This is a genomic window from Arthrobacter sp. zg.Y820 (assembly GCF_030125555.1).
In the GTDB taxonomy this organism is placed as follows: domain Bacteria; phylum Actinomycetota; class Actinomycetes; order Actinomycetales; family Micrococcaceae; genus Arthrobacter_B.
Genome location: NZ_JASKLX010000009.1, coordinates 45,266 through 68,413 on the forward strand (window position 1 = coordinate 45,266; position 23,148 = coordinate 68,413).

Sequence of the window (23,148 nt, forward strand, 5' to 3'; positions counted from 1 at the left end):
CTAGCGCGAACGGCGTTCGTTCGAGGCCGGAGCGGTGGCGCGGCGGGGGCCGGCGCCGCGTGCGGGGCGCCCGGCGCCCGAAGGCGCAGAGCTGCGGCCGCCCGCTGCGGGGCGTCCGCCGCCGGCGGGAGCAACATCTCCGGCACGCTGTCCGGTGGCCGGACGGCGGTTGCGGCCCTGCGCGGTGGAAGCAGCAGCTGCGCCGCGGCGTCCGTCCTGTGAGCGCTGGGCGCGGGGTGCCTCGGGCGTGAAATCGTTGCGGTCACGCTCGCTGCGGTCCGTGCGTTCCGCCGAGACGCGTCCGCGTCCGCCGGATCCGCCCCGGCCGCCGGCACGGGGCGTGGCGGTGGAGCGGGCGGCGCGCTTGCGCTGGGCGTTTGCACCGGTCGACCGGCCGCCGCCCTGCTGAGGCGACTTCGACGCGAGCTGGGCGGCGCGCACATGCGGCTCCACAGCAGCGGCGCGGTCGCCGATCAGCTTGGCGATGGACGGAGAATTGTGGGAGACCTTCTCGATGGAGACGTCAACACCGGCAGCCTTCATCAGCTTGGAGACTTCGCTCTTCTGCTCCGGGAGGGTCAGCGTCACGACGGTTCCGCTGGATCCGGCACGGGCCGTACGGCCCGAGCGGTGCAGATATGCCTTGTGCTCCGTGGGCGGGTCGATGTGAACGACCAGCTCGACGTCGTCCACGTGGACGCCGCGGGCGGCGACGTCGGTGGCAACCAGGACGCGCACGTCGCCGGAGGAGAATTCCGCGAGGTTCCGGTCGCGGGCGTTCTGCGACAGGTTGCCGTGCAGGTCAACGGTGGGGATGCCGCTGTCCGTCAGGTACTTGGCCATCTTGCGGGCGTGGTGCTTGGTGCGCATGAACATGATGCGGCGGCCCTGGCCGGAGGCCAGTTCCTTGACCAGCAGCTTCTTGGCCGTCTGGTCCTGGACCAGCAGGACGTGGTGCTCCATCGTGGTGACCGCGGCCTGCGGATCGTCCACGGAGTGCGTCAGCGGGTTGGACAGGTAGCGGCGGACCAGCTTGTCGACGCCGTTGTCCAGGGTGGCCGAGAACAGCATCCGCTGTCCCTTTTCCGGAGTGCGGTCCAGCAGACGCTGGACAACCGGCAGGAATCCGAGATCAGCCATGTGGTCGGCTTCATCGAGCACAGTGATTTCAATGGATTCCAGGCTGATGACCTTCTGCTTCATGAGGTCTTCAAGCCGGCCGGGGCAGGCAATGACAATGTCAACGCCGGCCTTGAGGGCCTTTTCCTGGCGCTGCTGGGACACGCCGCCGTAGATAACGGTGGTGCTCAGGCCCAGTTCCTTCGCGAGAGGCTCAATCACGTTGTTGATCTGCGTGGCCAGTTCGCGGGTGGGTGCCAGGACCAGGCCCAGCGGGCGGTTGGGCTTGCGGCGGTAGGCTGCTTCGGCCTCGGCCAGCCGGGTGACCAGCGGCAGCGAGAAAGCGAGAGTCTTGCCTGAGCCGGTACGGCCCCGGCCCAGTACGTCGCGGCCCTTGAGGGTATCGGGAAGTGTTTCAACCTGAATCGGGAATGCTTCGTCAATTCCGGAAGCGGAGAGGGCTGAAACGAGGACCTTGGGTACGCCAAGGGCAGCAAAAGTAGTCATTAAAAGACAGGCAACTTTCGGTAAGAGGCCCCCAAAGCCGTATGGCACCGGGGGTTCGCCGAAGAAAAGTCAGACAGTGTCCAGGGCTTGGCCGGATATCGGCCAGCGGGACAAAAGAAAGCGTTCATCGACGCAGGTTGTGCTGCTTACACACGCGGCTTTGAGGCGCGGCAGACACAACAACTTCATCCAGTTTACCGGAATGCCCGCAGTTTCCTAATCGGCCGCCGTCGCCGGTGCGCTGCCGGCTCCGGCGGAAGCTGCAAACCGGCCGCTGCGCCAGCCGATAGCATTAACGGTGATGACTACTGAACCAGCCCTGCCCGACGCCGGCTCCCTGAACGCTCCGGACCCCATTTCTCCGGATCTCGCTGCCCCGGATGCCGGCAGCGTTTCCGACACTGAGGAAACCGGAGAGTCCAGGCACTTCCGCTCTCCGGTGTCGTTTGTCCGGCGTGGCTCCCGCCTCCAGGGACGCCGCCAGCAGGCCTGGGACGAGCTCTCCGACCGGTTCGTCATCGACGTTCCGCGTGCCGAGGCTGACACTTCCGTCGACCCGGACTACGTGTTCGACGCCGCTGCCGAGTTTGGCCGCACCGCTCCCCTGGTCGTGGAAATCGGTTCGGGCTTGGGCGAAGCAGTGACGCACGCCGCGGAGCAGAACCCGGACAAGAACTACCTGGCCGTGGAGGTCTACCTTCCCGGGCTGGCCCAGACCCTGCAGCGCATCGGCCAAAAAGAGCTCACCAACGTCCGCGTGGTCCAGGCCAACGCCCCCGAGGTCCTGACCACCATGCTCCCCGCGGGGTCAGTGGACGAGGTCTGGGTCTTCTTCCCCGACCCCTGGCATAAGACCCGCCATCACAAGCGCCGCATGGTCAAGGATGAATTCGCCGAGCTGGTGGCCCGCGTGCTGGTGCCGGGCGGCATCTGGCGCCTGGCCACCGACTGGTCCGATTACGCCGTGCAGATGCGCGAAGTCCTCGATGCGTCCCCCCGGTTCCAAAACCTGCACGACGGCGAGCGCGCCGGTGAGGACAGCCCGCTGACGCGGGTGAACCGCGAGGGTCTGGAAAAGAAGGCCCCGGTGAACGACGTCGACACCCGCGGCGGCTGGGCACCGCGTTTTGACGGGCGCACCCTGACCAGCTTCGAGAACAAAGCCCACCAGGCAGGCCGCCTGATTTTCGATCTCTCCTACCGCAAGGCCTGAGTTTCCATGACTGAACCAAACGATGCCCGCGTCGGCCTCTACATCGACTTCGACAACATCGTCATCTCGCGCTATCAGCAGCTGCACGGCCGAAACGCCTTCCAGCGTGACGGCATCCGCAACTTCGACAAGACGAGCCGGGATGCCGACCCCGAGGTGGCCGCCAAATTGACCGCGGCGACGGTCGATTTCAACGCCATCATCGACTTCGCCGCGTCCTTTGGCACCCTCGTCGTCAACCGCGCGTATGCCGACTGGTCGGTGCCGGTCAACGCGAGCTACCAGCGCCAGCTCATGTCCCGGGCGGTGGACCTCACCCAGCTGTTCACCACGACCACCCGCGGCACCAAGAACGGCGCGGACATCCGCCTCGCCGTTGATGTGGTCGAAGATCTCTTCCGGCTGCCCGACCTCACTCACGTCATCATCGTCGCCGGAGACTCCGACTACATTGCCCTCGCGCAGAAGTCGAAGCGGCTCGGCCGCTTTGTTGTCGGCATCGGGGTCGCCGGGTCGACCAGCACCTCCCTCGCCGCCGCGTGCGACGAGTTCGAGGACTACGACTCGCTGCCCGGCATCGACAAGACCGCCGCGGCCGCAGCCGCGGCGGAACGGCCGGCGCCGGGGAAGAAGTCACCCGATCCGGTGGAGGCGGCGGAGCCTGATCCGGCACCCCTCAAGGCCCGCAACCTCACAACGATCCCCATGTTCTCGCACACCGGGTTTCCGCAGTTCGACGAGCCGGAGCCGGCCGAGGACATCGATCCGCAGACACTGGCGACGGAGCTCCTCGTGCGCGCCCTGCAGATCGGCCACGCCAAGGGCGACGCCGACGAGTGGCTCAACACGGGCACGATCAAGAACCAGATGCGGCGGATGGACCCCTCCTTTAATGAGAAGCCGCTCGGCTTCCGGTCCTTCACCGATTTCCTCGCCTCGCACGGCGACCTGGTGGAGCTGGAGGAGGACGGCCCGCAGCGCCTCATCCGTCTTCGCCCGGAGGCGGACACCCCGCGCTGAGTGCGGAGCCGAGCCGGCAGAAGGACTCCCGTCTGTTGGCCGTTTCAGCAACTTGCCGTTTCAGCAACGGATCTTTGCCGGCGGAGCTCCGTGCCTGCATGCTTTTGGTATGGAACAGACAAACTCCGGCTCCGCCGGCTCCCCCGGCCGCGTCCCCTCCGCTCCCCTCAGCCGGGATGCGATCCAAGACCTCTGGGATCAGCGCTACGCCGGCTCGGATGAACTGTGGAGCGGGCAGCCCAATGCGGCACTGGTTCACGAGGTCCGCGGGCTGGTGCCCGGACGCATCCTGGACGTCGGCTGCGGCGAGGGCGCCGACGCCCTGTGGCTGGCCGAACAGGGCTGGGATGTTACGGCCCTTGACGTGTCGCGGGTGGCACTGGACCGGGCTGCCCGGCAGGCCGAACGGCGAGGAGTGACGGTGACCTGGCTGCACTCCGGCCTCGTCGAGGCCGCGCTGCCGGCCGCATCCTTTGACGTGGTGTCGGCGCAGTACCCGGCACTGCTGCGCACCGGCGACAACGCCGCCGAACGGGCACTGCTGAATGCCGTGGCACCCGGCGGCGTGCTTTTGGCCGTACATCACCCGTTGCCGACCGCTGCGCAGGCCAGTGCCCGCGGCATTGATCTGGACGAATATGTGGGCCTGGCGGATATCCGCGCGCTCCTCGGCGGAAACTGGCGGATCGAAGTCGACGAGGTCCGGCCCCGGCACGTCGCCGCCGGAGCCGGCGCCCACCACACCGAGGACGTCGTCCTGCGGGCGCGGCGCCTGCGCTGACTGCGCCTGCCGGGTTCCGCCCCTCCCCTTCCCCCTTCCACCTGCAGGCGTGACTACCCGGGCCGCGAGATGGCAGAAACGGCTGTTCCCGGGCCTGGGAAGAGCACTTTCTGCCATCTCGCGGATCAGCCTTTTACAATCTTCTACTGTGACCCTTGCCACAAACTGGTTTGTAACGCAAACTGGTTTGCAGCCGACCGAAAGCCGGATGACCAACCCAGGGGCACACGATGATCCGGAACCACACTGATCTCCACAGCGACGGCTATTCCGGGGGAAGACACCCGCAGGATGCCGCGCTTCCCGATGAACCGCTGGACCTGCGCGCGGCGCTGCAAATCGTTGAGGATGCCGAACGCTCCGTCCACCGGCAGCTGAGCGGCAATGCCGCCATGGTCTATCTGCTGTGGGGATTGACCTGGGTTGTGGGGTACGGGGCACTGGAAGGCAGCAGGCGCGGATGGCTCCCCCTCGAACCGGGCGCCGCCCTCGTGGTGCTCGGCGTGGCCCTGGCTGCCGCCACGGTTTCCACGGTGGCCATGACCATCCGCGGCACCCGGGGCCTCCGCGGCCACACCGCCTTCCAGGGCGGCATGTACGGCGCCTCCTGGGCCCTGGGATTCCTGATCATGGGGATCCTCAGCGGCATCATCGGACGCACGGTGGAGGATTTCTGGATGCGCGGCATGCTAATCAACTCCATCGCCGTGCTGATCGCCGGCCTGCTCTACATCACCGGCGGCACCACCTTCAACGACCGCCGCCAGTCTTTCCTCGGAGTGTGGCTGCTGGTGGTCACCATCGCCGCTCTCCTGTCCGGCCCGGCGTATTTCCTGACCGTGTTCCTTTATCTGGGATCCGGCGGGCTGCTGGCAGGGTCCCTGGCCGAATACCTCGGCACCCGGAAGCGGAAAACGGCGGTGTCCCATGCCTGAACTGGATCCGGTCATCCACGCCGAATCCCGGCTCCGGGCCCTCACCACGCTCAATGAGGTGGGCGAGCTCAACCGCATCGCCTTCACCAAACTGCGCGGCATGCTGGACATGACCGCCGGCAACCTCTCCACGCACCTGCGCAAGCTCGAAGACGCCGGCTACGTCGAGATCACCAAGACCATCGAAGGGCGCACCCCCGTCACCTATGTGGGCATCAGCGCCGAAGGCAGGCTCGCTTACCTGCAGTACCGCAAGGCGCTCCGGGACCTCCTCGCGGGCCTTACCCAAGACGGCAGATCCTTACCACTGGAGGCACCATGAGTTTCCACCCCGGACTTACACCGCAGCGGGCCAACGCCGACGACGGACCGGCACCTGTCCTAGCGGCAGCCCGCTCGGTCACCAAGCGCTATGCCGGCAAACCGGCGCTTAGCGGGGTGAGCCTGGAGATCCGGGCCGGTGAAGCCCTCGGCCTGCTCGGCCCGAACGGCGCCGGCAAATCCACTCTGCTGAGCCTGCTCTGCGGGCTCCGCACGGCAGATGCCGGAAGCGTGGAACTCTTTGGCCGGAGTCCGCGGGATCCGCTGGCCCGGCGGGAGCTGGGCACGACGCCGCAGGCAACCTCGCTTCCACCCACGCTGCGGGTCCGCGAGACTGTCGACTTCGTGGCCGCCCACTACGCCGATCCGGTGCCCACGGCCGAGCTGCTGACGGATTTCGGGCTGGCGGAGATCGCGGCCAAACAGTGCGGCGGGCTCTCGGGCGGACAGCAGCGCCGGCTCATGGTGGCGCTGGCCCTGGTCGGACGGCCGCGGCTGGTGATCCTGGACGAGCCCACCACCGGCCTGGACGTGGAGGCACGCGAAAACCTCTGGGAGCGGCTCGGCGAGTACCGCAGGGCGGGCGGCACCCTCCTGGTCACCAGCCACTATCTGGAGGAAATCCAGGCACTGTCGGGCCGGGTTGTCGTCCTGAACTCCGGTGCCATCGTTGCCGACGGGACGGTGGATGAAATCCGCGGCCATGTGTCGGTCAGCAAGGTGTCCTTCCGCACCGGGCTGCCGCCGTCGTCGTTTGCATCCCTGCCTGAGAGCGCAGGTGCCACCGCCGGGCCGAACAACACAGTGACCGTGCTGAGCCGCGACGCCGATGAAACGGTGCGCCGGCTGGTTCGCGACAACGTGCCCTTTTCCCGGCTGGAGGTCCACGCGGCCAGCCTCGAAGAGGCCTTCCTGGCCCTGACGCACCATCCCGACACCGTTTCGGCCTCCGCCGGAGAGGAGCAGCCATGACATCCCTGGTCCGCGCCCACACCAAGGCGCAGGTGCTGGAGCAGCTGCGCATTCCGATTTCGGTGATTTCCTCAACCGTGTTCCCCACGCTGGCCCTGGTGTTTTTCGTGCTGCCGCAGCAGGCGGTGATCTCCAACCCCATTGCGTCGCTGATAGCGGTGGCCCAGCTCGCGCTCTTCGGCGTGATGAGCTCGTTCCTGTTCAACTACGGGATCGGTGTCGCTGAGGACCGCGCCAATCCGTGGAGCAGCTACGTGCGGACGCTGCCGGCCGGTGCCCTGCCGCCCACCGTGGCCCGGGCACTGACCGCGATGATGTTTGCCTTTTTCGCACTGATCCCGGTGATGCTGGTGGGTGTGTTCACCACGGCGGCGCTGGACGCCTTCACCACCGGCACGCTGGCCTGGTGGCGGGTGCCGGCCTCGGTGCTGGTGTGGCTGGTGTGCGGGCTGCCGTTCCTGTTCCTGGGCCTGCTCATCGGGTATCTGTGCACCCCAAAGGTGGCGATTGCCGTCACGCAGGTGGTGTTCTTTCCGCTGGCCTTCGCCGGCGGGCTGATGCTGCCGCCGGAATTGTTCAGCCCCGGACTGAACACGTTCTCGCTGTTCCTGCCCACCCGGGCGGCCCGCGACGTCTCGGTGGCGGTGTTTTCCGGCGAGCCGCTCGGCCCGGCCGCGCTGCCCTGCCTGCTGGCATGGACCCTGCTCCTCGGCGCCCTGGCAATCTGGGCGAACCGCCGCGACCAGGGCCGCCGGTTCAGGTAACCGGAGCCGGTTCAGGCAGTCGGAGCCGGTTCAGGCAGTCGGAGCCGGCCCGGCCGTCCTCACAGGGACGGGACGTAGCCGTCGTCGGCGTAGTTCACGGGTTCCTGCTTCCCGGCCGGCAAGGCGCGCAGCTGGCTCCGCCGCTGGACCAGCGAAGCCAGGCTGAGCTGGTTCGCGAAGGGACGCGAGGCGGGCGGCCGCTGGCCCCGGGTGAGGGTGACGACGTCGCCGGCCAGGCCTGCGGCGAAGACCCGGCTCCGCTCCGGCGTGCGCTGCTGGATCGAGTCCAGTTCCGCGGAGAGTTCCGAGATCCGGGACCGCAGGCTGGAAACCTGGTTCTCCAGCTGCATGATGCGTTTGATGCCTTCCAGCGAGACGCCCTCCTGGGAGAGCCGCTGGACCTCGCGGAGCATGTCGATGTCATGCTGCGAGTAGCGCCGGGACCTGCCCGGCGCCCGGCTGGGGCAGACGATTCCCAGCCGGTCGTACTGCCGCAGGGTCTGCGGATGCATGTCCGCCAACTCCGCGGCTACGGAGATCACAAAAATAGGCGCATTAACATCTATGCCCATCGTTTCCTCCTTGACAGCTGTTGACGTTTAGTAACGATAACCCGGTTCGGCTCCCGGGGCACGGGAAACCGAACCGTGTTTGCGCTGCTAGAGACGTGCCTTGGACGCCAGGCCCGCTCGGGGATCCTCACCCTTCGTGGCGTCGGCGAACGCCTCGACCGCCGCCTTGGCTTCCTTGTTCAGATGAGAGGGAACGGCGACGTCGATGGTGACCAGCAGGTCGCCGTCGCCCTTGGAGGTGTGCACGCCCCGGCCCTTGACCCGCAGGGTGCGCCCGGACGGGGTTCCCGCGGGCACCTTGAGCTTGACCTTGTCGGCGGTCAGCGTGGGAACCTCGATCGTGGCGCCCAGCGCCGCCTCGGGGAAGCTCACCGGCACGTGGATGCGGATGTTGTTTCCGTCCCGGACAAAGAAATCGTGCGGCGTCACCCGGACGGTGACCATCAGGTCTCCGTTGCCGGCCGCACCGGGCTGGCCCTTGCCGCGGACCCGGATCTTCTGCCCGTCCTTGACGCCGGCCGGAACGCGGACTTCAACGACCTCGCCGCTGGGCTCGCGCAACCCGATGACGGTTCCGTTGATGGAACCGGCGAAGGAAATGGTGGTGGTGGCCGTCCGGTCGGCACCCTTCTGCGGCGGAGCGGAGCCGAAGCCCCCGCCGAAGCCGCCGCCGCCGAACAGGTCAGCGAATTCCGGCGGAATGTTGCTGCCGCCGCCGGTGCTGTACGTGGTGCGGCGGCCGCCCGGCCGGGCGCCCTCGCCGAACAGTCCGCCAAAGAGGTCCTCAAACCCGGCACCGCCGCCGGCACCGGCACCGCCGGGACCGCCGGCCGAGAAGCGCGCGCCGCCGCCCATGGCGCGGATTGCGTCGTACTGCTGGCGCTCTTCGGCGTCGGAAAGCACCGAGTAGGCCTCCGACAGATCCTTGAACATCCGCTCAGCAGAGGGATCGCTCTGGTTCTGGTCCGGATGGTACTTGCGTGCCAGCTTCCGATACGCCTTCTTGATATCGGCTTCCGACGCGTCCTTGGGGACACCCAGAATCTTGTAAAAATCCTTATCGACCCAATCCTGACTAGCCAATTGGCGTCCCCTTCCTTAAGTTACTGCTCCTGCCCGCAACCCGCGGATTACGGACCGGACGTGCACTGCTGAAAAAAGGTGCCCGGGGCCGCCGTGAACGGCCCCGGGCACCCGCGCCTTACTGCTCCGGAACGGAGACGATGACCTGGGCCGCGCGCAGCACCCTGTCGTTCGCCTTGTATCCGGCCCGCAGGATCTGCGTCACTGCGTCGAACTGGACGTCCGGGCTCTGCTGCTGGATCAACGCTTCGTGGATGTTGGGATCGAATTCGACCCCCACCTCGTCAATCCGGGTCAGCCCGTAGGTCTTCAGCGTGTTTTCCAGCTTGGTGGCGATGGACGCAAAGGGTCCCTCCGCCAAGTCGCCGTGCTGACGCGCTGCGTCGATGTCATCCAGGACCGGCATCACGGAGTTCAGGACTCCGATGACAGCCATTTCCCGGGCAACGTCGCGGTCACGCTCCACCCGCCTGCGGTAGTTGACGTATTCCGCCTGCAGCCGCAGCAGGTCATTGCGCAGCTCCGCAGCCTCCGGAGATCCTGCTTCCTGCTGCTGCGGGGGCACACCCGCGCTGTTCAGGATCTGCTCGGCCTGGGCCAGGGCATCTCCCTCAGCACCGGAGTTTTCCTCGGAAGCCTGGGCCTCCGGGGAGGCGTCCGGCTCGGCTGCCGATGAGTCCCCGGACTCGGCCGGCTGCTGGCCGGCCGGGTCGGAATCCTCAGGGTTGGACTTTTCGTTGGGGTTTTCGTTCCCTGCCGTCATGATTACTTCTTGTCTTCGTCGTCAACAACCTCGGCGTCAACGATGTCTTCGTCGGCGGCGGAGGAAGTGTCGGAAGCTCCGGCGTCGCCGGCAGCACCGGGAGCACCGGCACCTGCTGCGCCTTCAGACTGGGCCTGGGCGTAGATGGCTTCGCCCAGCTTGGTCTGCGAGGTCTGCAGCTTCTCGAACGCCGACTTCACTTCGTCGTCGTTTTCGGTGCCCTCGAGGGCCTTCTTCAGGGCATCAACATCGCCCTTGACCTCGGTCTTGACGTCCTCGGGCAGCTTGTCGTCGTTGTCCGTGAGGAGCTTGTCCACGGAGTAGGCCAGCTGCTCGGCGGAGTTGCGGACGTCGGCAGCCTCGCGGCGCTTCTTGTCCTCCGCTGCGTGCTCTTCGGCTTCGCGGACCATGCGGTCGATGTCTTCCTTGGAGAGGGAGGAACCGCCGGTGATCGTCATGGACTGCTCGGCACCGGTGCCCTTGTCCTTGGCGGACACGTGCACAATGCCGTTGGCATCGATGTCGAAGGTGACCTCAACCTGCGGGACGCCGCGGGGAGCCGGCGCGATGCCGGTCAGCTCGAACGTGCCCAGCGGCTTGTTGTCGCGGGTGAACTCGCGCTCGCCCTGGAAGACCTGGATCGCCACGGACGGCTGGTTGTCGTCAGCGGTGGTGAAGGTTTCGCTGCGCTTGGTCGGGATGGCCGTGTTGCGCTCGATCAGCTTGGTCATCACACCGCCCTTGGTCTCAATGCCCAGGGACAGCGGGGTGACGTCGATCAGCAGGACGTCCTTGCGCTCGCCCTTCAGGACACCGGCCTGCAGTGCGGCGCCGACGGCGACAACCTCATCCGGGTTCACGCCCTTGTTCGGCTCCTGGCCGCCGGCCAGTTCCTTCACCAGTTCGGTGACGGCCGGCATGCGGGTGGAACCGCCGACGAGGATGATGTGGTCAATGTCGGAGACCTTGATGCCGGCCTCGGCGATGACGTCCTTGAACGGCTTCTTGGTGCGGTCCAGCAGGTCCTTGGTCAGGTCCTGGAACTTGGCACGGGACAGGTGCTCGTCCAGGTGCACCGGACCGTCGGCGGTAACCGAGAGGTACTGGAGGGAGATGTTGGTGGAGGTCGCGGAGGAGAGTTCCTTCTTGGCCTGCTCGGCCGCTTCCTTCAGGCGCTGCAGGGCAATCTTGTCCTTGGACAGGTCGGCGCCCTTGGCCTTGGCCTGCTGCAGCAGGTAATCGACGACGCGCTGGTCCCAGTCGTCGCCGCCGAGCCGGTTGTCACCGGCGGTGGAGCGCACCTGGATGGTGGAGAAGTCGTCTTCGTCCTTGCCGACTTCGAGCAGGGAAACGTCGAACGTTCCGCCGCCGAGGTCGAAGACCAGGATGAGCTCGTCTTCCTTGCCCTTGTCCAGGCCGTAGGCCAGAGCAGCCGCGGTGGGCTCGTTGACAATGCGCAGCACGTTCAGGCCGGCAATTTCCCCGGCTTCCTTGGTGGCCTGGCGCTCGGCGTCGTTGAAGTACGCGGGAACGGTGATCACGGCGTCCGTGACCTTTTCACCCAGGTACGATTCGGCGTCGGACTTCAGCTTCTGCAGGATGCGGGCGGAGATTTCCTGGGCGGTGTAATTCTTGCCGTCAATGTCCACCTTCCAGTCGGTGCCCATGTGGCGCTTGACCGAGGAGATGGTGCGGTCAATGTTGTTGACGGCCTGGCGCTTGGCGATTTCGCCAACGAGAACCTCACCGGACTTGGCGAAAGCAACAACCGACGGCGTGGTGCGGCCGCCTTCAGCGTTGGCAATAACGGTCGGCTCGCCGCCTTCAAGGACGGAGACAACCGAGTTGGTGGTTCCAAGGTCAATACCTACTGCACGTGACATGTTTGCTTCCTCTTTCCGTGGAAAACGGCGCCGTTGGAAGGGATCATCAATCCCGCAGCGCGTCTTGAGCCTTCTGCACTCAACTTTACTCAGGGCGGATTGTTTGTCAACAAAGTTGAGCGGGTCGGACTCAACCTTGCCGTTTGCAGGCGGCGCCGGCACAAAGCCTCCCCCTCCTGAGCACGGCCGACACACGCCGCAACTCCGGGCGCACAGCCCCTGCGCCCGCGTATCCTCGGCCTATGCGTCCTGAACAGTATTCGCACGGCCATCACCACAGCGTGGTCGGCGCCCATGCCACCCGAACTGCCGCCGATTCCGCTGCTTACCTGCTCCCCTATCTGGAGTCCGGCATGGCGCTGCTGGATGTGGGCTGCGGGCCGGGGAGCATTACTGCCGATCTCGCCAACCTTGTGGATCCCGGGCCCGTCATCGGGCTGGACCCCTCGGAGGACGTCGTCGCCCAGGCCCGGGCCCTGGCCGCGGCGCGGGGGCTGGCGAACGTCGAGTTCACGGCCGGCAACGTGTATGACCTGGATTATCCGGACGGAACGTTCGACGTCGTCCACGCCCACCAGGTGCTCCAGCACCTGACCGATCCGGTGGCTGCCCTGCGCGAGATGCGGCGTGTGACCCGGCCCGGCGGCCTGGTGGCGGTGCGCGACGCCGACTTCCACGGCATGAGCTGGTATCCGGAACTGCCCGAACTCACGGAGTGGATGGAGACCTACCAGCAGATCGCCCGCGGCAACGCCGCCGAGCCCGACGCCGGCCGGCGGCTCGTCGCGTGGACCCTGGAAGCCGGTTTCACCGAGTTTGAACCGTCGGCGTCCAACTGGCTCTACGCCACCCCGGAGCGGCGTGCCTGGTTCGGAGACGGCTGGGCGGACCGGGTGCTGCACTCTGCCTTCGCGGACCAGGCGCTGGAACGGGAGCTGACCGACCCGGCCGGCCTCGCCCGGATGGCCGCCGGCTGGCGACGCTGGACGCAGGCACCGGACGGCTGGTTCCTGCTCCCCTCCGGCGAGATCATCGCGTGGGCCTGACGGAGCAACCCTCGGTAGGCTGAAAGCATGTACCGAATCATGACGGTCTGCACCGGCAACATCTGCCGCTCACCGATGGCCCAGTTCTGCCTCGCCCGCGCTTTCGACGACGCCGGGCTGGGGTCGGAGGTCACCGTCGATTCCACCGGCGTCACCGGATGGGAGGCCGGGCGCCCGATGGATGACCGCACCTTCGCGGAGCTGGCCGGCCACGGATTTGCGCCCCAGGAACTCGCTCCCTTCCGGGCGCGTGCCTTCACCGCTGACGACTTTGCGCACCGGGACCTGATCCTGGCGATGGATTACGGACACCTGCTGGAGCTGCAGGACCGGGCGGGCAGCGCCCGGGACCGCGGAAAAGTGCGGATGATCCGCAGCTTCGATCCCGCCTCGGCCGGCCTGCCGCCGGAAAAACAGGGCATCGACGACCCCTGGTACGGCGACATGAGCGACTTCGATTCCTCCTACGCCCTGATCCAGGCGTCGGTGCCGGGCGTGGTGGAATACGTCCGCGCCGCCCTGGACGCCGCCGGGTCCGCCGACCAGTGACGGGTCCCGCCGCGGCCGGCACTACGGCCGGCGCCGCCGCCCTGCCCGTCCTCATCGCGGTCGACGGCTTGTCCGGCGCCGGCAAGACCACCCTCGCCGTCGAACTTGCGGCAGCACTGCGCGCCCACCACTCGGTCTCGCTGTTCCATCTGGAGGATCTGTACCCCGGATGGGACGGGCTGGCGGCCGGGATCGCCGCCTTCCGCGAGCACGTTGCCGTGCCGCTGGCCGCCGGCCGGACCGCCCGGTGGCGGGCCTGGGACTGGGCAGCCGGCGAGTACGGCGAGATCCGCAGCACGGCACCGGCCGACATCGTCATCTTTGAAGGAGTCGGCGCCTCCAGCGCCGGCGTGCGGGACCTGCTCGACGCCGCCGTCTGGGTCTCCGCGCCGACCCATCTGCGCCGGGAGCGTGCGCTGGCCCGCGACGGCGACACCTACGCCCCGCACTGGGAGCGGTGGGCCGCGCAGGAACGCGCCTGGACGGCCGGTGATCCGGCCGCTGCCGCCGCCGACATCCGAGTGGACCGGCAGCACCTTCACGGGGAGCCGGTTGCCGCCGCAGCCTTTGTCCTGCGCGCGCTCGGCGAACTGCAGGTGCCCCGGCTCCAATCCGGCTGGCCGGGTGCCAACGCTGCGGCCGGCACCGTGCGGGTGGACCGGCTGGACACCTGGATCGCGCCCGAGCGGCTCTTCGCCAGCCTTTATGCCGACGCACCGCGGGCGGTCTGGCTGGACAGCTCCAGTGCGGCAGCACCGTCGGGGACCACCGAAGTGTCCGGCGCAGTGTCCGGAGCCGCACAGGTCGCGGCCCGCAGCCGGTACAGCATCATGGCCGACGACGGCGGTCCGCTCGGCCGCTACGCGGAGCACCGGAGCGGCATCACCACCGTCGTGTCGGGACCCGTGACGGCCTTGCACCGCGGTCCGTTTTTCCCCTGGCTGGATTCGGTCTGGGGCCGGCCGCGCGCCACGGTCAGCGCCGATTATCCGTGCGGATTTGCGCTGGGCTGGCTGGGTTTCCTGGGGTATGAGCTCAAGCGGGAAACCGGCGGCACCGACATCCCCCTGCCGCCCGGGGCAGCACCGGACGCCGCCCTGATCTTCGCCGGCCGCGCGGTGGTCCTGGACCACGAGCAGGAGTGCCTCTATGTCCTGACCCTGGCGGATCCGCTGGCCCCGGCCCCCTCGGATCCGGGGAACGGCGGTGACAGCGACGACGGCGGCGGCGGCGGCGGCGGGTGGACGGCTCAGGTGAAACGCGCCGTGGAAACCGCCGCCCAGAAACCGCCCGCTCCGGACCTGCCCGCTCCGGCGCGGTTTGCCGTGCGCGACAGCCGGGACGCGTATCTGGCCAAGGTCCGCGCCGCGCAGCAGGAGATCGGCAACGGAAACTCCTATGAGGTCTGCCTGACCACCTCGCTGACCGCGCAGCTGCCCGCCCCGCCGGCCGGCGGGGAGGTGCTGGCCCTGTATCGGGCGCTGCGGCGGCGCAGCCCCGCTCCGTTCGCTTCCCTGCTGCGGTTCGGCAGCTTCTGCCTGGCCGGAACGTCACCGGAGCGGTTCCTCGCCCTGGACGTGCCGGGACGGATCCGCGCGGAACCCATCAAGGGCACCCGGCCGCGCGGAGCCACCGCGGCGGAAGACCGGAGGCTGGAGGCGGATTTGGTGTCCTCGCTGAAGGACCGGGCGGAGAACGTCATGATCGTTGACCTGCTGCGCAACGACCTGTCCCATTGCGCCGTTCCGGGGTCCGTCACCGTTCCCCGGCTGTGCGCCGTGGAAAGCTACGCCACCGTCCATCAGCTGGTCAGCACCGTGGACGCCCGGCTGCGCCCCGGCGCGTCCCGGGCCGAAGCCGTTGCCGCGGCGTTCCCGCCGGGATCGATGACCGGCGCCCCGAAGATCAGCACCATGGCCATCCTGGACCGGCTGGAGGGCGCCCCGCGCGGTGCCTATTCCGGCGTCGTCGGCTGGTTCTCCCTGACCGGGGCCGCGGATCTGTCGGTGGTGATCCGCACGCTGGAAATCCAGGGCACGGCCCTGACCCTCGGGGTGGGCGGCGCCGTCACTGCGGATTCGGATCCCGCGGCCGAGTGGGAGGAGATCCGGGCCAAGGCGTTCGGTGTCCTCAGCGCCTTGGGATCCCGGTTCCCGGACTAGCTACTGCAGCGTGGCGGTGAGCCGGCAGACGTTGTCCACGTAGCGCTGCCAGACGGGCCGGCCCACCCAGTCCGAGAGCAGCAGTTCCCGGGACATGGAACGGTAGGTGTCCTCGATCCGTCGTGTCTTGGCCACGATGTCGCCGTCGAACATCATGATCGACACTTCCAGGTTCAGGGAGAAGGACCGCATGTCCATGTTCGAGGAGCCGAGCACCGTCACCTCGTTGTCGATGGTGAAATGCTTGGCGTGGAGAACCAGCGGCTTCGGGTAAAGGTAGATCCGGATGCCGGCGCGCAGCAGCGCCTCGTAGTAGGACCGCTGGGCATGGTCCACCAGGAACTGGTCTCCCTTCTCGGAGACGAACAGCTCCACCTGCACGCCGCGCTGGGCCGCCGTCGTAATCGCGTACAGCAGCGAATCGTCCGGGACGAAGTAGGGGCTGGTGATGGAAATGCGGTCCGACGCCGAATACATCAGGGAGGTGAAGAGGCGAAGGTTGTTTTCCGTCGTGAAGCCGGGCCCGCTGGGCACCACCTGGCAGGTGACATCGCCGGGATGCGTGGTCCACTCGTAGAGGCTTAGTTCGCGCTCCAGGTTCTCATCGGTTTCCGCGTTCCAGTCCGTGGCAAACACCACGTTGATCTCATCGATGACCGGCCCCTCCACGCGCGCCATCAGCTCCACCCATCTGCGGCCCGATCTATGGTTGCGGCGCTTGCGGTAGGACGCCTCCACCATGTTCTGCGATCCGGTGTAGGCCACCAGCCCGTCCACCACCAGGATTTTCCGGTGGTTGCGCAGGTCCGGGCGGCGCCACTGGCCGCGGGCCGGCAGGATGGGCAGCATCCGCTTCCACTGGATCTCGCTGCTGCGCAGTTCCCGCAGCAGCGTCCGGTAGCCCTTCACCCGCAGCGTGCCGATGTGGTCGAACAGCAGGCGCACCCGCACGCCGCGGGCCGCCGCTTCCTTCAGCGCAGCAAAGAAGTCCCGGGTGACGTCGTCGTAGCTCATGATGTAAAACTCGACGTGCACGTAATCCCGCGCGGTGCGGACCAGGTCGGTCATCTCCCGGATTGACTCGTTGTAGTCCCGCTGCAGATCCACTTTGTTGCCGTCCAGGCTCGGAAACGATCCGAGCCTGCGGTTCAGCTCGGTCGCGGAGACTACCCATTCCGGACCGGAATACCGGCTGCCTTCGGCCTCGAGCTCGCGGGTGTTCTCACGCACGGCCCGGTTGATTTCAGCTTGGCGCTTGACCCGGTGTTCGGAGAGCCGGAAATTGCCGAACAGCAGGAACAGGATGATTCCGGGTACCGGAAGGAAGAAAATGCACAGCAGCCAAGCCATGGCCGTGGTGGGCCGCCGGTTGCCGGGGACCACGCCCAGCGCAACAATCCGGATTGCGTAGTCGAGGACGGTCAGTGCGGTGACAATCCAGACGGGAAGCGTTGTCCCGGTTAATGCCACCCACACACGACGCTCCCATCAGCAGATCCAAACCTCCACCCTAGTCTGCCGCACAGGCAAACTAGGCTGGGTTCATGACTGTTCTGGTATTTCTGGACCCTGGATTCCCCGAAGGCCGCCTTGCTGACGCTTCCGAACCGCAGCTGATGGCCACTGACCTCGGCGCCACCCGCGGCGACGGCATCTTTGAATCGATGCTTGCCGTCGACGGCAAGCCCCGCAAAATGGCCGCGCACCTGGACCGGCTGGCCTCGTCGGCGCAGGCCCTGGACCTTGTGCCGCCGGCCCGGGACGCGTGGGAACGTGCGGTGGCCACCGCGCTCGCCCAGCTGTTGCTGCAGGCGGGGCCGGGCGAGGCAGTGGTGAAGCTGCTGCTGACCCGCGGCGTCGAAGGGGCTGCTTCCCCCACGGCCTGGGTGGCTGCCTCCCCTCTTCCGGCCGGCTCCCGGGAACGCACTGCCGACGGGCTCGCCGTCCTGCTGCTGGACCGCGGCTACGACAGCACCCTCGCCGAACGGGCGCCGTGGCTGCTGCTCGGCGCCAAGACGCTCTCCTACGCGGTGAATATGGCGGCGCTGCGCTACGCCAAGGCCAACGGCGCCGATGACGTCATTTTCACGTCCTCGGACGGCAAGGTGCTGGAGGGGCCGACGTCGAGCGTCATCCTGGCGGTGGAGGAAGACGGGGTGAAAACGCTGCTGACCCCCGAGCTGGAGAGCGGCATCCTGCCCGGCACCACCCAGCGCGCCCTGTTCGACGCCGCCGAAGCGGCAGGCTGGGCCCGCGGGTACGGCCCGCTGGAACCGGCGCACCTGATGGAGGCCGACGCCGTGTGGCTGGTGTCCAGCATTCGCCTGCTGGCCCCGGTGACCTCCATCGACGGAACACCGATCAGCTCATCGCCTGCCCTGACCGAGGAGCTGACCAGCCTGCTGCGCGAGGCCCTGTCGGAGGCCTGACCCGCCGACCGGGCCTAGGTCAGGATGAAATTGAACGTCCCGGCCAGCGCCGCGGCGGCCAGGGCGGCGCTGGCCAGCAGCACGCCGTACAGGGTCACCCACACGTCGATCCCGGTGAACGCCGAGGTCCGCGCCCAGGTCCTGTTCCCGCTGCCGAAACCGCGCGCCTCCATGGCCGCGGCGAGGCGGGTGGCGCGGCGCACCGCCTGGACCAGCAGCGCCACCGACTGGCCGCCGAAGGACCGGGCCCGGGCCAGCGCCCCGGAATCCGAACCGACGCCGCGGGCGTGCCGGGCCATGCCCAGGCTCTGCCATTCGGTAACCAGCAGCCCGACCAGGCGCATCGCGGCCAGCGCGCCGAGCACGAACCGGTGCGGCAGCCGCAGTTTCTGGGCCAGGGCGTCCGCCAGGTCCGTGGGATCCGTCGACACCAGCAGATAGATCCCGGGCAGGGCGATGGCCAGTCCCCGAAGCCCGATGGCAATGCCGGCGGCCACTGAATCGGAGGTGAACAGCAGCGGTCCGGCGTCCAGCAGCACGGCACCGGTCTTCTCGGCCAGCAGGGCGGTTCCGTAGGCACCGAGCAAGGCGGCCAGGACCAGCGGCCAGATGCGTTTGAGCAGGGTGAGCGGCGGGATCCGCAGCAGCGGCAGCAGGATCAGCTCGCCGGCCAGGACAATTCCGGAGCTGATCCAGTCAACGCTCACCAGCACGGCCAGCGTGAGCGCCAGGGCGGCGGCGAGCTTGGACAGCGGGTTGGCCCGCTCCAGCAACGTTCCGGCCGGACGCCGGGAGGGGTTGCGCAGATCGGTGCGCCCGGTCCGTTCGGGCGCCGTCGCCGGTTCCCCGGGCCGGCTCACAACAGCGCTCCGGTCCGGGCGGTGCCGTGCTCCACGTGCAGGCGGTTCCCGCCCAGGGCCGCCAGGAACTCGGCGTCATGCGTCACCGCGACCACCGCGGTGCCGTCAGCTGTCAGTGTGCGGAGCAGCTCCACGAGTTCCGCCCAGGTGTTGGCATCCTGCCCGAACGTGGGTTCGTCCAGGAGCAGGACGTCCGGTTCGGTGGCGATCATCGTGGCGACCGACAGGCGGCGCTTCTCCCCGCCGGAGAGCGTGAACGGATTGGCGTCCAGCAGTGCCGTGAGCCGCAGCCGCTCCGCCAGTGCCTGCACCAGCGCCGAGACCTCGGCCTCTGAGCGCCGGCGGGTGCGCCGCGGCCCGAACGCCAGTTCCTCGCGCACCGTCGCGGCCAAGAACTGGTGCTCGGGTTCCTGGAAGACAGTGCCGATCCGGGTCACCAGGTCCGTGGATTTCCAGCGCCGGGGGTCGGGGCCCGCAGTTCCGGCCAGCGCGGGAGCAGCGCGCAGGGTTCCGGCCACTGGCTTCAGCAGTCCGCCCAGGGTCAGCGCCAGCGTCGATTTTCCGGCGCCGTTGGGCCCGGTGATCCCGAGCGCCGTGCCGGCCCGCAGCGTCAGGTCCACTCCGCTCACGGCCGCCGGGCCCCGCTTGGACCGTCCGACGCCCAGACCGCGGGCTTCGAGCAGGGTGGCGCCCGGAGCCCCGGCCGCCGGCCCGCCGGCCGCGGGACGGGTTCCGGGCAGCCAGACCCCGGCCGCGGCGAGCCGGGCGCGGTTGGCCGGATCGGCGAGGACCCTTGATGGCGGTCCGTCAGCGAGGATGCCGCCGTCGGCCGCCAGGACCACCACGCGGTCGACGACGTCCGCCCAGACCGCGACGCGGTGTTCCACCACGATCAGCGTGGCACCGGTGCGTTCCAGCACGCGTTCGACGGCAGCGCGCACTTCCAGCACGCCCTCCGGGTCCAGGTTGGCGGTGGGTTCGTCCAGCAGCAGCAGGCCCGGCCGCATCGCGAGCACCGAAGCCAGCGCCAGGCGCTGCTTCTCGCCTCCCGACAGGGCGGCAGTGGAATGGTGCAGCGGCACCCGGAGGCCGACGTCGTCCAGGCTGGTGCGGACCCGGTCCCAGATTTCCTCCGGCGGAACCCGAAGGTTCTCGGGACCAAAGGCCACCTCGTCACCCACCCGGGACAGCACCAGCTGGGAGTCCGGGTCCTGCAGCACCAGTCCCGCCCGGCCGCGGGCCTGCAGCGGCTGAACACCGTCCAGGGTCAGGCTGCCCTGCTGCTCCCCCGCGGCATCCGGGCCGGAGCCTTCGCCGAGGACGCCCGCGAGGGCATGCAGCAGCGTGGATTTGCCGGCACCGGAAGCGCCCAGCAGCAGGACCTTCTCCCCGGCGTCGATATCCAGTGACAGGGAGGAAAGGGCCGGGGCGGTGCGCCCGGCGTGCCGCCAGCTGAAGTCCCGGGCGCGGACCGCCACGGGGACGCCGGCGGGAACGGGGCTAGGCCCGCTCATGGGAGCGCCCGTCCGCTGCCCTTCCCGACGCGAAGGATGCCAGCACACCGGTGCGGGCCAGGGCCCGGGCAGCCAGCCAGGATCCGGCACCGGCAATGACGGCGCCCGAAGCGGCGGCCAGCAGCGTGTAGAGCGCCTGCCATTGAAGCGCCCATTCCGGCTTGTACAGGATGCTTTCGCTGGCCCCCAGGAAGGCGCCCGAGACCAGCCCCGCCAGTACGGCCACCGGAAGCGTGTACCGAAGGTAGAGGAAGGCCAGGAACACCAGTTCCGCGCCGAGGCCCTGGATGAATCCGGAGAGCAGCACCGATAGGCCGAACTGCGTGCCGAGCACTCCGGACACGGCCGAGGCGAGGACCTCGCAGTAGATCGCTGCCCCGGGTTTGCGGATGATCAGCGCGCCGAGCACTCCGGCAATCAGCCATCCGCCGGTGTACAGCCCGCCCAGCGGCGGAAACGCCAGGATCAGGGCTTCCACCCCGGCGTAGCCCAGCGACCAGGCCCAGAAAATCACGCCTACGGCCACGGCCAGGACTGACGCGACGACAATGTCGACGACCCGCCACGGGCGGCGCAGGGATTTTAACTGCCGTTGAAACTGTGGGTGGGATTTGTTCTGCTGCATGAAATAACCTCCTGAGGTACAGGAGGGGAGGGGCCCTTCATGGCGGTTTGCCATGATGTCCCGTGAGATCTCGACTCCCTAGCGCCGGTACTAACCGGATCAGGTTCGAGGGTCTGCGGATGTCCGCACTCTCAGCGCCTTGTTCTGCCTGCCGGGCCTTGGGCCCGGCGGGAAGCGGCGCTCCCCTGTCGTGTGTTTTGCGTTTCCCACTCTACACACGCCACTGCCCCGGTGGGGCGGATCGGCGGGTAGGGTTAGGAAAAAGGCCTTCAACCCTAGGAGCACCCATGAACCTGATCCTGAAACTGCTCGCGACCGGTGCCAGCATCGGCGCCGGCCTGCTGTCCGCGAAAATCCTCGATTTTGCCTGGACGCGGATCACGGGCAACGAACCGCCGCGGGACAACGACGGCGTCCTGGACGTCAGCCTCCGCACCGCAGTGATCTTCGCCGTCGTCTCCGGAGCGGTCAGCCAGGGCATCCGGGTGCTGACCACCCGCGGAACCCAGCGGGCCATCCAGCGCTACAAGAAGACGCCTGAAGTGGTCTAGCAGCTCCGCTTCATCACAGGGCGCTCAGCCTCCGGGACGGTGTTCCGGGCGGCGGGCGCCCTGACTTGTTTCCGCTTCGGCACCGGACACCACGCCGGGGCGGGCTTCGGGTGCCGCGGCGGGCGTCGCGGGGAGCGCGTCGTCGTCGAGGGAGCCCGCGGGCGGCGGCGCCCCCGGATCATCATCCACCCGGTCGGCGGGTCCGCCGTCGTTGGTTCCGGGTGCGCCGGCCTTGGCCTGCAGCAGCAGTTGCTGGGCACGGCCGACGACGTCGTCCAGCTCGTCGATGGTGAGCAGCTCCGGGCGCAGGTGCTTGGTCCGGTAACCGGCGCGGCCGATCATGTGGGCGGACACCGGCGCGGTGAGGATCATGAACAGCCAGCAGACGCCAAGGATCGGCAGCAGCACCCAGCTCTCAAACTGCACGGCCATGGCCAGCAGGAACAGCAGCAGTCCCAGCACCTGCGGCTTGGACGCTGCGTGCATCCGGCTCATGAGGTCGGGGAACCGGGTCAGGCCAATGGCCGCGGCCAGCGACATCAGCGCCCCGCCCAGCATGAGGATTCCGACAATCAGGTCATTCAGTTCCTGGCTCACCGGTTATCTCCTGTCCGTAACGAAGCGGGCAACGGTCACGGAGCCAATGAAGCCGATCAGTGAGATGGACACCAGGAGCGCCAGATAGTTGAGGTTTTTGTTCACGATCATGTCAGTGGCCAGGGCCGCGCCGACGATGGTCAGCAGCACGTCGGCTGCCAGCACCCGGTCCAGAATCGAGGGCCCGCGGGCAATCCGGAAAATCGCTCCGGCCGCTGCGACCGAGAGCATGACGGCCACCAGGACCACAAAGACGTTCATCATGATGCGGCTCCCTTGCCGGTTGCGGCGGGGTTTCCGGTTTCGAGGGCGACCTCCCGGCGGACCTGCGCTTCCTCGGCCCTGAGGACCTCAAGGTCTTCGCGGGTGCCGATGGTGTGGATCAGCCACGATTCGGTGTCCCGGACATCCTTGCGGACCTTGTCGGCGTGCTCCGGGGTGGAAACATTCAGGCAGTGCAGGTACAGCGTGGAGGTGGACCGGTCCACCTCCACCACCAGGGAACCCGGAATCAGCGACAGCGCGTGCCCGGTGGCGGTGACCAGAAGGTCCGAGTGGCTGCGCAGCTTCACGCCCACCACTGCGTTCTTGATGTGCGGACCCTTGGTGATGGACAGCCAGAGCACCTCGAAGCTGGCGTGGACCAGCTTGTAGAAGAACCGGACCGCGAAGCCCAGGGCGTAGATCGGATTGAACCGGCCGCTGAGCTCCACCGGCGGCAGGTAGAAGATGTTGGCCACGACGAAGGCAATCGCGGCGCCGAAGATCAGGTTGCCGGCGCTGAAGTCCTGCCAGAGGGCGCCCCAGAGGAACACCAGCCAGATCAGCAGCGGGATTTCCTTGAGCAGCGGCACGCGCGGCCGGTTGCGCATTTGGGCCCTG

General features: G+C 68.0%; 24 protein-coding genes and 1 riboswitch. Of the genes, 12 read left to right on the forward strand and 12 right to left on the reverse strand.

From position 1 onward, the window contains the following. Positions 1 to 1,626, reverse strand: coding sequence for a DEAD/DEAH box helicase (locus tag QNN99_RS09085; protein WP_229966144.1), 1,626 nt, complete (start codon positions 1,624 to 1,626; stop codon positions 1 to 3). Between the two features lie 301 nt (positions 1,627 to 1,927). On the opposite strand from QNN99_RS09085, the gene trmB reads away from it, so the two are divergent. The 7 genes from trmB (at position 1,928) to QNN99_RS09120 (ending at position 7,632) form a co-directional block, all read left to right on the forward strand. After that, positions 1,928 to 2,839, forward strand: a complete 912-nt coding sequence (gene trmB, locus QNN99_RS09090; protein ID WP_229966145.1) for a tRNA (guanosine(46)-N7)-methyltransferase TrmB — start codon at positions 1,928 to 1,930, stop codon at positions 2,837 to 2,839. Positions 2,840 to 2,845: 6 nt separating this feature from the next. Continuing rightward, on the forward strand, positions 2,846 to 3,859 hold the full coding sequence (locus QNN99_RS09095) for an NYN domain-containing protein (RefSeq protein ID WP_229966146.1): 1,014 nt from the start codon (positions 2,846 to 2,848) through the stop codon (positions 3,857 to 3,859). 109 nt (positions 3,860 to 3,968) lie between these two features. After that, positions 3,969 to 4,640, forward strand: coding sequence for a class I SAM-dependent methyltransferase (locus tag QNN99_RS09100; protein WP_229966147.1), 672 nt, complete (start codon positions 3,969 to 3,971; stop codon positions 4,638 to 4,640). 230 nt (positions 4,641 to 4,870) lie between these two features. Next, positions 4,871 to 5,575, forward strand: coding sequence for a hypothetical protein (locus QNN99_RS09105; protein ID WP_229966148.1), 705 nt, complete (start codon positions 4,871 to 4,873; stop codon positions 5,573 to 5,575). Next, complete coding sequence (locus QNN99_RS09110; protein ID WP_229966149.1) at positions 5,568 to 5,897, forward strand: transcriptional regulator; 330 nt, start codon at positions 5,568 to 5,570, stop codon at positions 5,895 to 5,897. Before QNN99_RS09105 ends, QNN99_RS09110 begins: the two co-directional genes overlap by 8 nt. After that, positions 5,894 to 6,868 (forward strand): ABC transporter ATP-binding protein, encoded by a 975-nt coding sequence (locus tag QNN99_RS09115; RefSeq protein ID WP_229966150.1) that lies wholly within the window; start codon positions 5,894 to 5,896, stop codon positions 6,866 to 6,868. The genes QNN99_RS09110 and QNN99_RS09115 overlap by 4 nt, the downstream gene beginning before the upstream one ends. After that, entirely contained in the window at positions 6,865 to 7,632 is a 768-nt protein-coding gene (locus QNN99_RS09120) for an ABC transporter permease (protein ID WP_229966151.1), read from the forward strand. The genes QNN99_RS09115 and QNN99_RS09120 overlap by 4 nt, the downstream gene beginning before the upstream one ends. Before the next feature lie 59 nt (positions 7,633 to 7,691). Here QNN99_RS09120 and QNN99_RS09125 read toward each other — a convergent pair whose 3' ends face one another. The 4 genes from QNN99_RS09125 to dnaK form a co-directional block, all read right to left on the reverse strand. After that, the gene (locus QNN99_RS09125) at positions 7,692 to 8,204 is read right to left on the reverse strand and encodes a heat shock protein transcriptional repressor HspR (RefSeq protein WP_229966152.1); all 513 of its coding nucleotides are present in this window, start codon (positions 8,202 to 8,204) and stop codon (positions 7,692 to 7,694) included. 87 nt (positions 8,205 to 8,291) lie between these two features. Further along, positions 8,292 to 9,287: a DnaJ C-terminal domain-containing protein gene (locus QNN99_RS09130; protein ID WP_229966153.1), complete on the reverse strand. Its 996-nt coding sequence runs from the start codon at positions 9,285 to 9,287 to the stop codon at positions 8,292 to 8,294. Positions 9,288 to 9,405: 118 nt separating this feature from the next. Further along, on the reverse strand, positions 9,406 to 10,050 hold the full coding sequence (locus QNN99_RS09135) for a nucleotide exchange factor GrpE (RefSeq protein ID WP_229966154.1): 645 nt from the start codon (positions 10,048 to 10,050) through the stop codon (positions 9,406 to 9,408). 2 nt (positions 10,051 to 10,052) lie between these two features. After that, complete coding sequence (gene dnaK / locus QNN99_RS09140; RefSeq protein ID WP_229966155.1) at positions 10,053 to 11,933, reverse strand: molecular chaperone DnaK; 1,881 nt, start codon at positions 11,931 to 11,933, stop codon at positions 10,053 to 10,055. Positions 11,934 to 12,175: 242 nt separating this feature from the next. Between dnaK and QNN99_RS09145 the strand changes: the two genes are divergently transcribed. Genes QNN99_RS09145 through QNN99_RS09155 form a run of 3 tightly spaced genes read left to right on the forward strand, consistent with a single transcriptional unit; the run spans position 12,176 to position 15,690 of the window. Continuing rightward, positions 12,176 to 12,979, forward strand: a complete 804-nt coding sequence (locus QNN99_RS09145; RefSeq protein WP_229966156.1) for a methyltransferase domain-containing protein — start codon at positions 12,176 to 12,178, stop codon at positions 12,977 to 12,979. Positions 12,980 to 13,006: 27 nt separating this feature from the next. Then, positions 13,007 to 13,528, forward strand: coding sequence for a low molecular weight protein-tyrosine-phosphatase (locus QNN99_RS09150; protein ID WP_229966157.1), 522 nt, complete (start codon positions 13,007 to 13,009; stop codon positions 13,526 to 13,528). Next, entirely contained in the window at positions 13,525 to 15,690 is a 2,166-nt protein-coding gene (locus QNN99_RS09155; protein WP_229966158.1) for a chorismate-binding protein, read from the forward strand. Before QNN99_RS09150 ends, QNN99_RS09155 begins: the two co-directional genes overlap by 4 nt. Here QNN99_RS09155 and cls read toward each other — a convergent pair whose 3' ends face one another. Continuing rightward, entirely contained in the window at positions 15,691 to 17,166 is a 1,476-nt protein-coding gene (gene cls / locus QNN99_RS09160) for a cardiolipin synthase (protein WP_442860504.1), read from the reverse strand. It abuts the gene before it with no gap. Positions 17,167 to 17,234: 68 nt separating this feature from the next. On the opposite strand from cls, the gene QNN99_RS09165 reads away from it, so the two are divergent. Next, complete coding sequence (locus tag QNN99_RS09165) at positions 17,235 to 18,119, forward strand: aminodeoxychorismate lyase (RefSeq protein ID WP_229966159.1); 885 nt, start codon at positions 17,235 to 17,237, stop codon at positions 18,117 to 18,119. Positions 18,120 to 18,133: 14 nt separating this feature from the next. On the opposite strand, the gene QNN99_RS09170 is transcribed toward QNN99_RS09165, so the two are convergent. From QNN99_RS09170 to QNN99_RS09180, 3 genes are read right to left on the reverse strand one after another with little or no spacing between them, the layout of a single operon-like run. Next, a complete protein-coding gene (locus QNN99_RS09170) occupies positions 18,134 to 18,925 on the reverse strand; it encodes an energy-coupling factor transporter transmembrane component T family protein (RefSeq protein ID WP_229966663.1) in 792 nt (263 codons plus the stop codon). 50 nt (positions 18,926 to 18,975) lie between these two features. Beyond that, positions 18,976 to 20,493: an ABC transporter ATP-binding protein gene (locus QNN99_RS09175; protein WP_229966160.1), complete on the reverse strand. Its 1,518-nt coding sequence runs from the start codon at positions 20,491 to 20,493 to the stop codon at positions 18,976 to 18,978. Beyond that, positions 20,480 to 21,118: an ECF transporter S component gene (locus QNN99_RS09180; RefSeq protein ID WP_229966161.1), complete on the reverse strand. Its 639-nt coding sequence runs from the start codon at positions 21,116 to 21,118 to the stop codon at positions 20,480 to 20,482. Before QNN99_RS09180 ends, QNN99_RS09175 begins: the two co-directional genes overlap by 14 nt. Positions 21,119 to 21,176: 58 nt before the next feature. Then, a riboswitch (TPP riboswitch) is annotated at positions 21,177 to 21,315 on the reverse strand. Between the two features lie 90 nt (positions 21,316 to 21,405). Between QNN99_RS09180 and QNN99_RS09185 the strand changes: the two genes are divergently transcribed. Then, positions 21,406 to 21,669 (forward strand): DUF4235 domain-containing protein, encoded by a 264-nt coding sequence (locus tag QNN99_RS09185; protein ID WP_229966162.1) that lies wholly within the window; start codon positions 21,406 to 21,408, stop codon positions 21,667 to 21,669. A gap of 24 nt (positions 21,670 to 21,693) precedes the next feature. Here QNN99_RS09185 and mnhG read toward each other — a convergent pair whose 3' ends face one another. The 3 genes from mnhG to QNN99_RS09200 are packed head-to-tail and all read right to left on the reverse strand — an operon-like array spanning position 21,694 to position 23,138. After that, the gene (gene mnhG, locus QNN99_RS17420) at positions 21,694 to 22,266 is read right to left on the reverse strand and encodes a monovalent cation/H(+) antiporter subunit G (protein ID WP_331461779.1); all 573 of its coding nucleotides are present in this window, start codon (positions 22,264 to 22,266) and stop codon (positions 21,694 to 21,696) included. A gap of 3 nt (positions 22,267 to 22,269) precedes the next feature. Further along, positions 22,270 to 22,530, reverse strand: coding sequence for an MrpF/PhaF family protein (locus QNN99_RS09195; RefSeq protein WP_229966163.1), 261 nt, complete (start codon positions 22,528 to 22,530; stop codon positions 22,270 to 22,272). Further along, positions 22,527 to 23,138 carry a Na+/H+ antiporter subunit E gene (locus tag QNN99_RS09200; RefSeq protein WP_229966664.1) on the reverse strand — a complete coding sequence of 204 codons (612 nt, stop codon included), beginning with the start codon at positions 23,136 to 23,138 and terminating at the stop codon, positions 22,527 to 22,529. The genes QNN99_RS09195 and QNN99_RS09200 overlap by 4 nt, the downstream gene beginning before the upstream one ends. Between the last annotated feature and the right edge of the window lie 10 nt (positions 23,139 to 23,148).

Excerpts from the sequence above, each read along its gene's own strand:
- trmB (WP_229966145.1), top strand. The coding sequence starts at position 1,928 with ATGACTACTGAACCAGCCCTGCCCGACGCCGGCTCCCTGAACGCTCCG.
- QNN99_RS09120 (WP_229966151.1), top strand. The coding sequence starts at position 6,865 with ATGACATCCCTGGTCCGCGCCCACACCAAGGCGCAGGTGCTGGAGCAG.
- QNN99_RS09185 (WP_229966162.1), top strand. The coding sequence starts at position 21,406 with ATGAACCTGATCCTGAAACTGCTCGCGACCGGTGCCAGCATCGGCGCC.
- QNN99_RS09115 (WP_229966150.1), top strand. The coding sequence starts at position 5,894 with ATGAGTTTCCACCCCGGACTTACACCGCAGCGGGCCAACGCCGACGAC.
- QNN99_RS09095 (WP_229966146.1), top strand. The coding sequence starts at position 2,846 with ATGACTGAACCAAACGATGCCCGCGTCGGCCTCTACATCGACTTCGAC.
- QNN99_RS09200 (WP_229966664.1), bottom strand. The coding sequence starts at position 23,138 with ATGCGCAACCGGCCGCGCGTGCCGCTGCTCAAGGAAATCCCGCTGCTG.
- QNN99_RS09100 (WP_229966147.1), top strand. The coding sequence starts at position 3,969 with ATGGAACAGACAAACTCCGGCTCCGCCGGCTCCCCCGGCCGCGTCCCC.
- QNN99_RS09180 (WP_229966161.1), bottom strand. The coding sequence starts at position 21,118 with ATGCAGCAGAACAAATCCCACCCACAGTTTCAACGGCAGTTAAAATCC.
- QNN99_RS09110 (WP_229966149.1), top strand. The coding sequence starts at position 5,568 with ATGCCTGAACTGGATCCGGTCATCCACGCCGAATCCCGGCTCCGGGCC.
- QNN99_RS09165 (WP_229966159.1), top strand. The coding sequence starts at position 17,235 with ATGACTGTTCTGGTATTTCTGGACCCTGGATTCCCCGAAGGCCGCCTT.
- QNN99_RS09175 (WP_229966160.1), bottom strand. The coding sequence starts at position 20,493 with ATGAGCGGGCCTAGCCCCGTTCCCGCCGGCGTCCCCGTGGCGGTCCGC.
- QNN99_RS09145 (WP_229966156.1), top strand. The coding sequence starts at position 12,176 with ATGCGTCCTGAACAGTATTCGCACGGCCATCACCACAGCGTGGTCGGC.
- QNN99_RS09195 (WP_229966163.1), bottom strand. The coding sequence starts at position 22,530 with ATGATGAACGTCTTTGTGGTCCTGGTGGCCGTCATGCTCTCGGTCGCA.
- dnaK (WP_229966155.1), bottom strand. The coding sequence starts at position 11,933 with ATGTCACGTGCAGTAGGTATTGACCTTGGAACCACCAACTCGGTTGTC.
- QNN99_RS09105 (WP_229966148.1), top strand. The coding sequence starts at position 4,871 with ATGATCCGGAACCACACTGATCTCCACAGCGACGGCTATTCCGGGGGA.
- QNN99_RS09150 (WP_229966157.1), top strand. The coding sequence starts at position 13,007 with ATGTACCGAATCATGACGGTCTGCACCGGCAACATCTGCCGCTCACCG.
- QNN99_RS09125 (WP_229966152.1), bottom strand. The coding sequence starts at position 8,204 with ATGGGCATAGATGTTAATGCGCCTATTTTTGTGATCTCCGTAGCCGCG.
- QNN99_RS09135 (WP_229966154.1), bottom strand. The coding sequence starts at position 10,050 with ATGACGGCAGGGAACGAAAACCCCAACGAAAAGTCCAACCCTGAGGAT.
- QNN99_RS09085 (WP_229966144.1), bottom strand. The coding sequence starts at position 1,626 with ATGACTACTTTTGCTGCCCTTGGCGTACCCAAGGTCCTCGTTTCAGCC.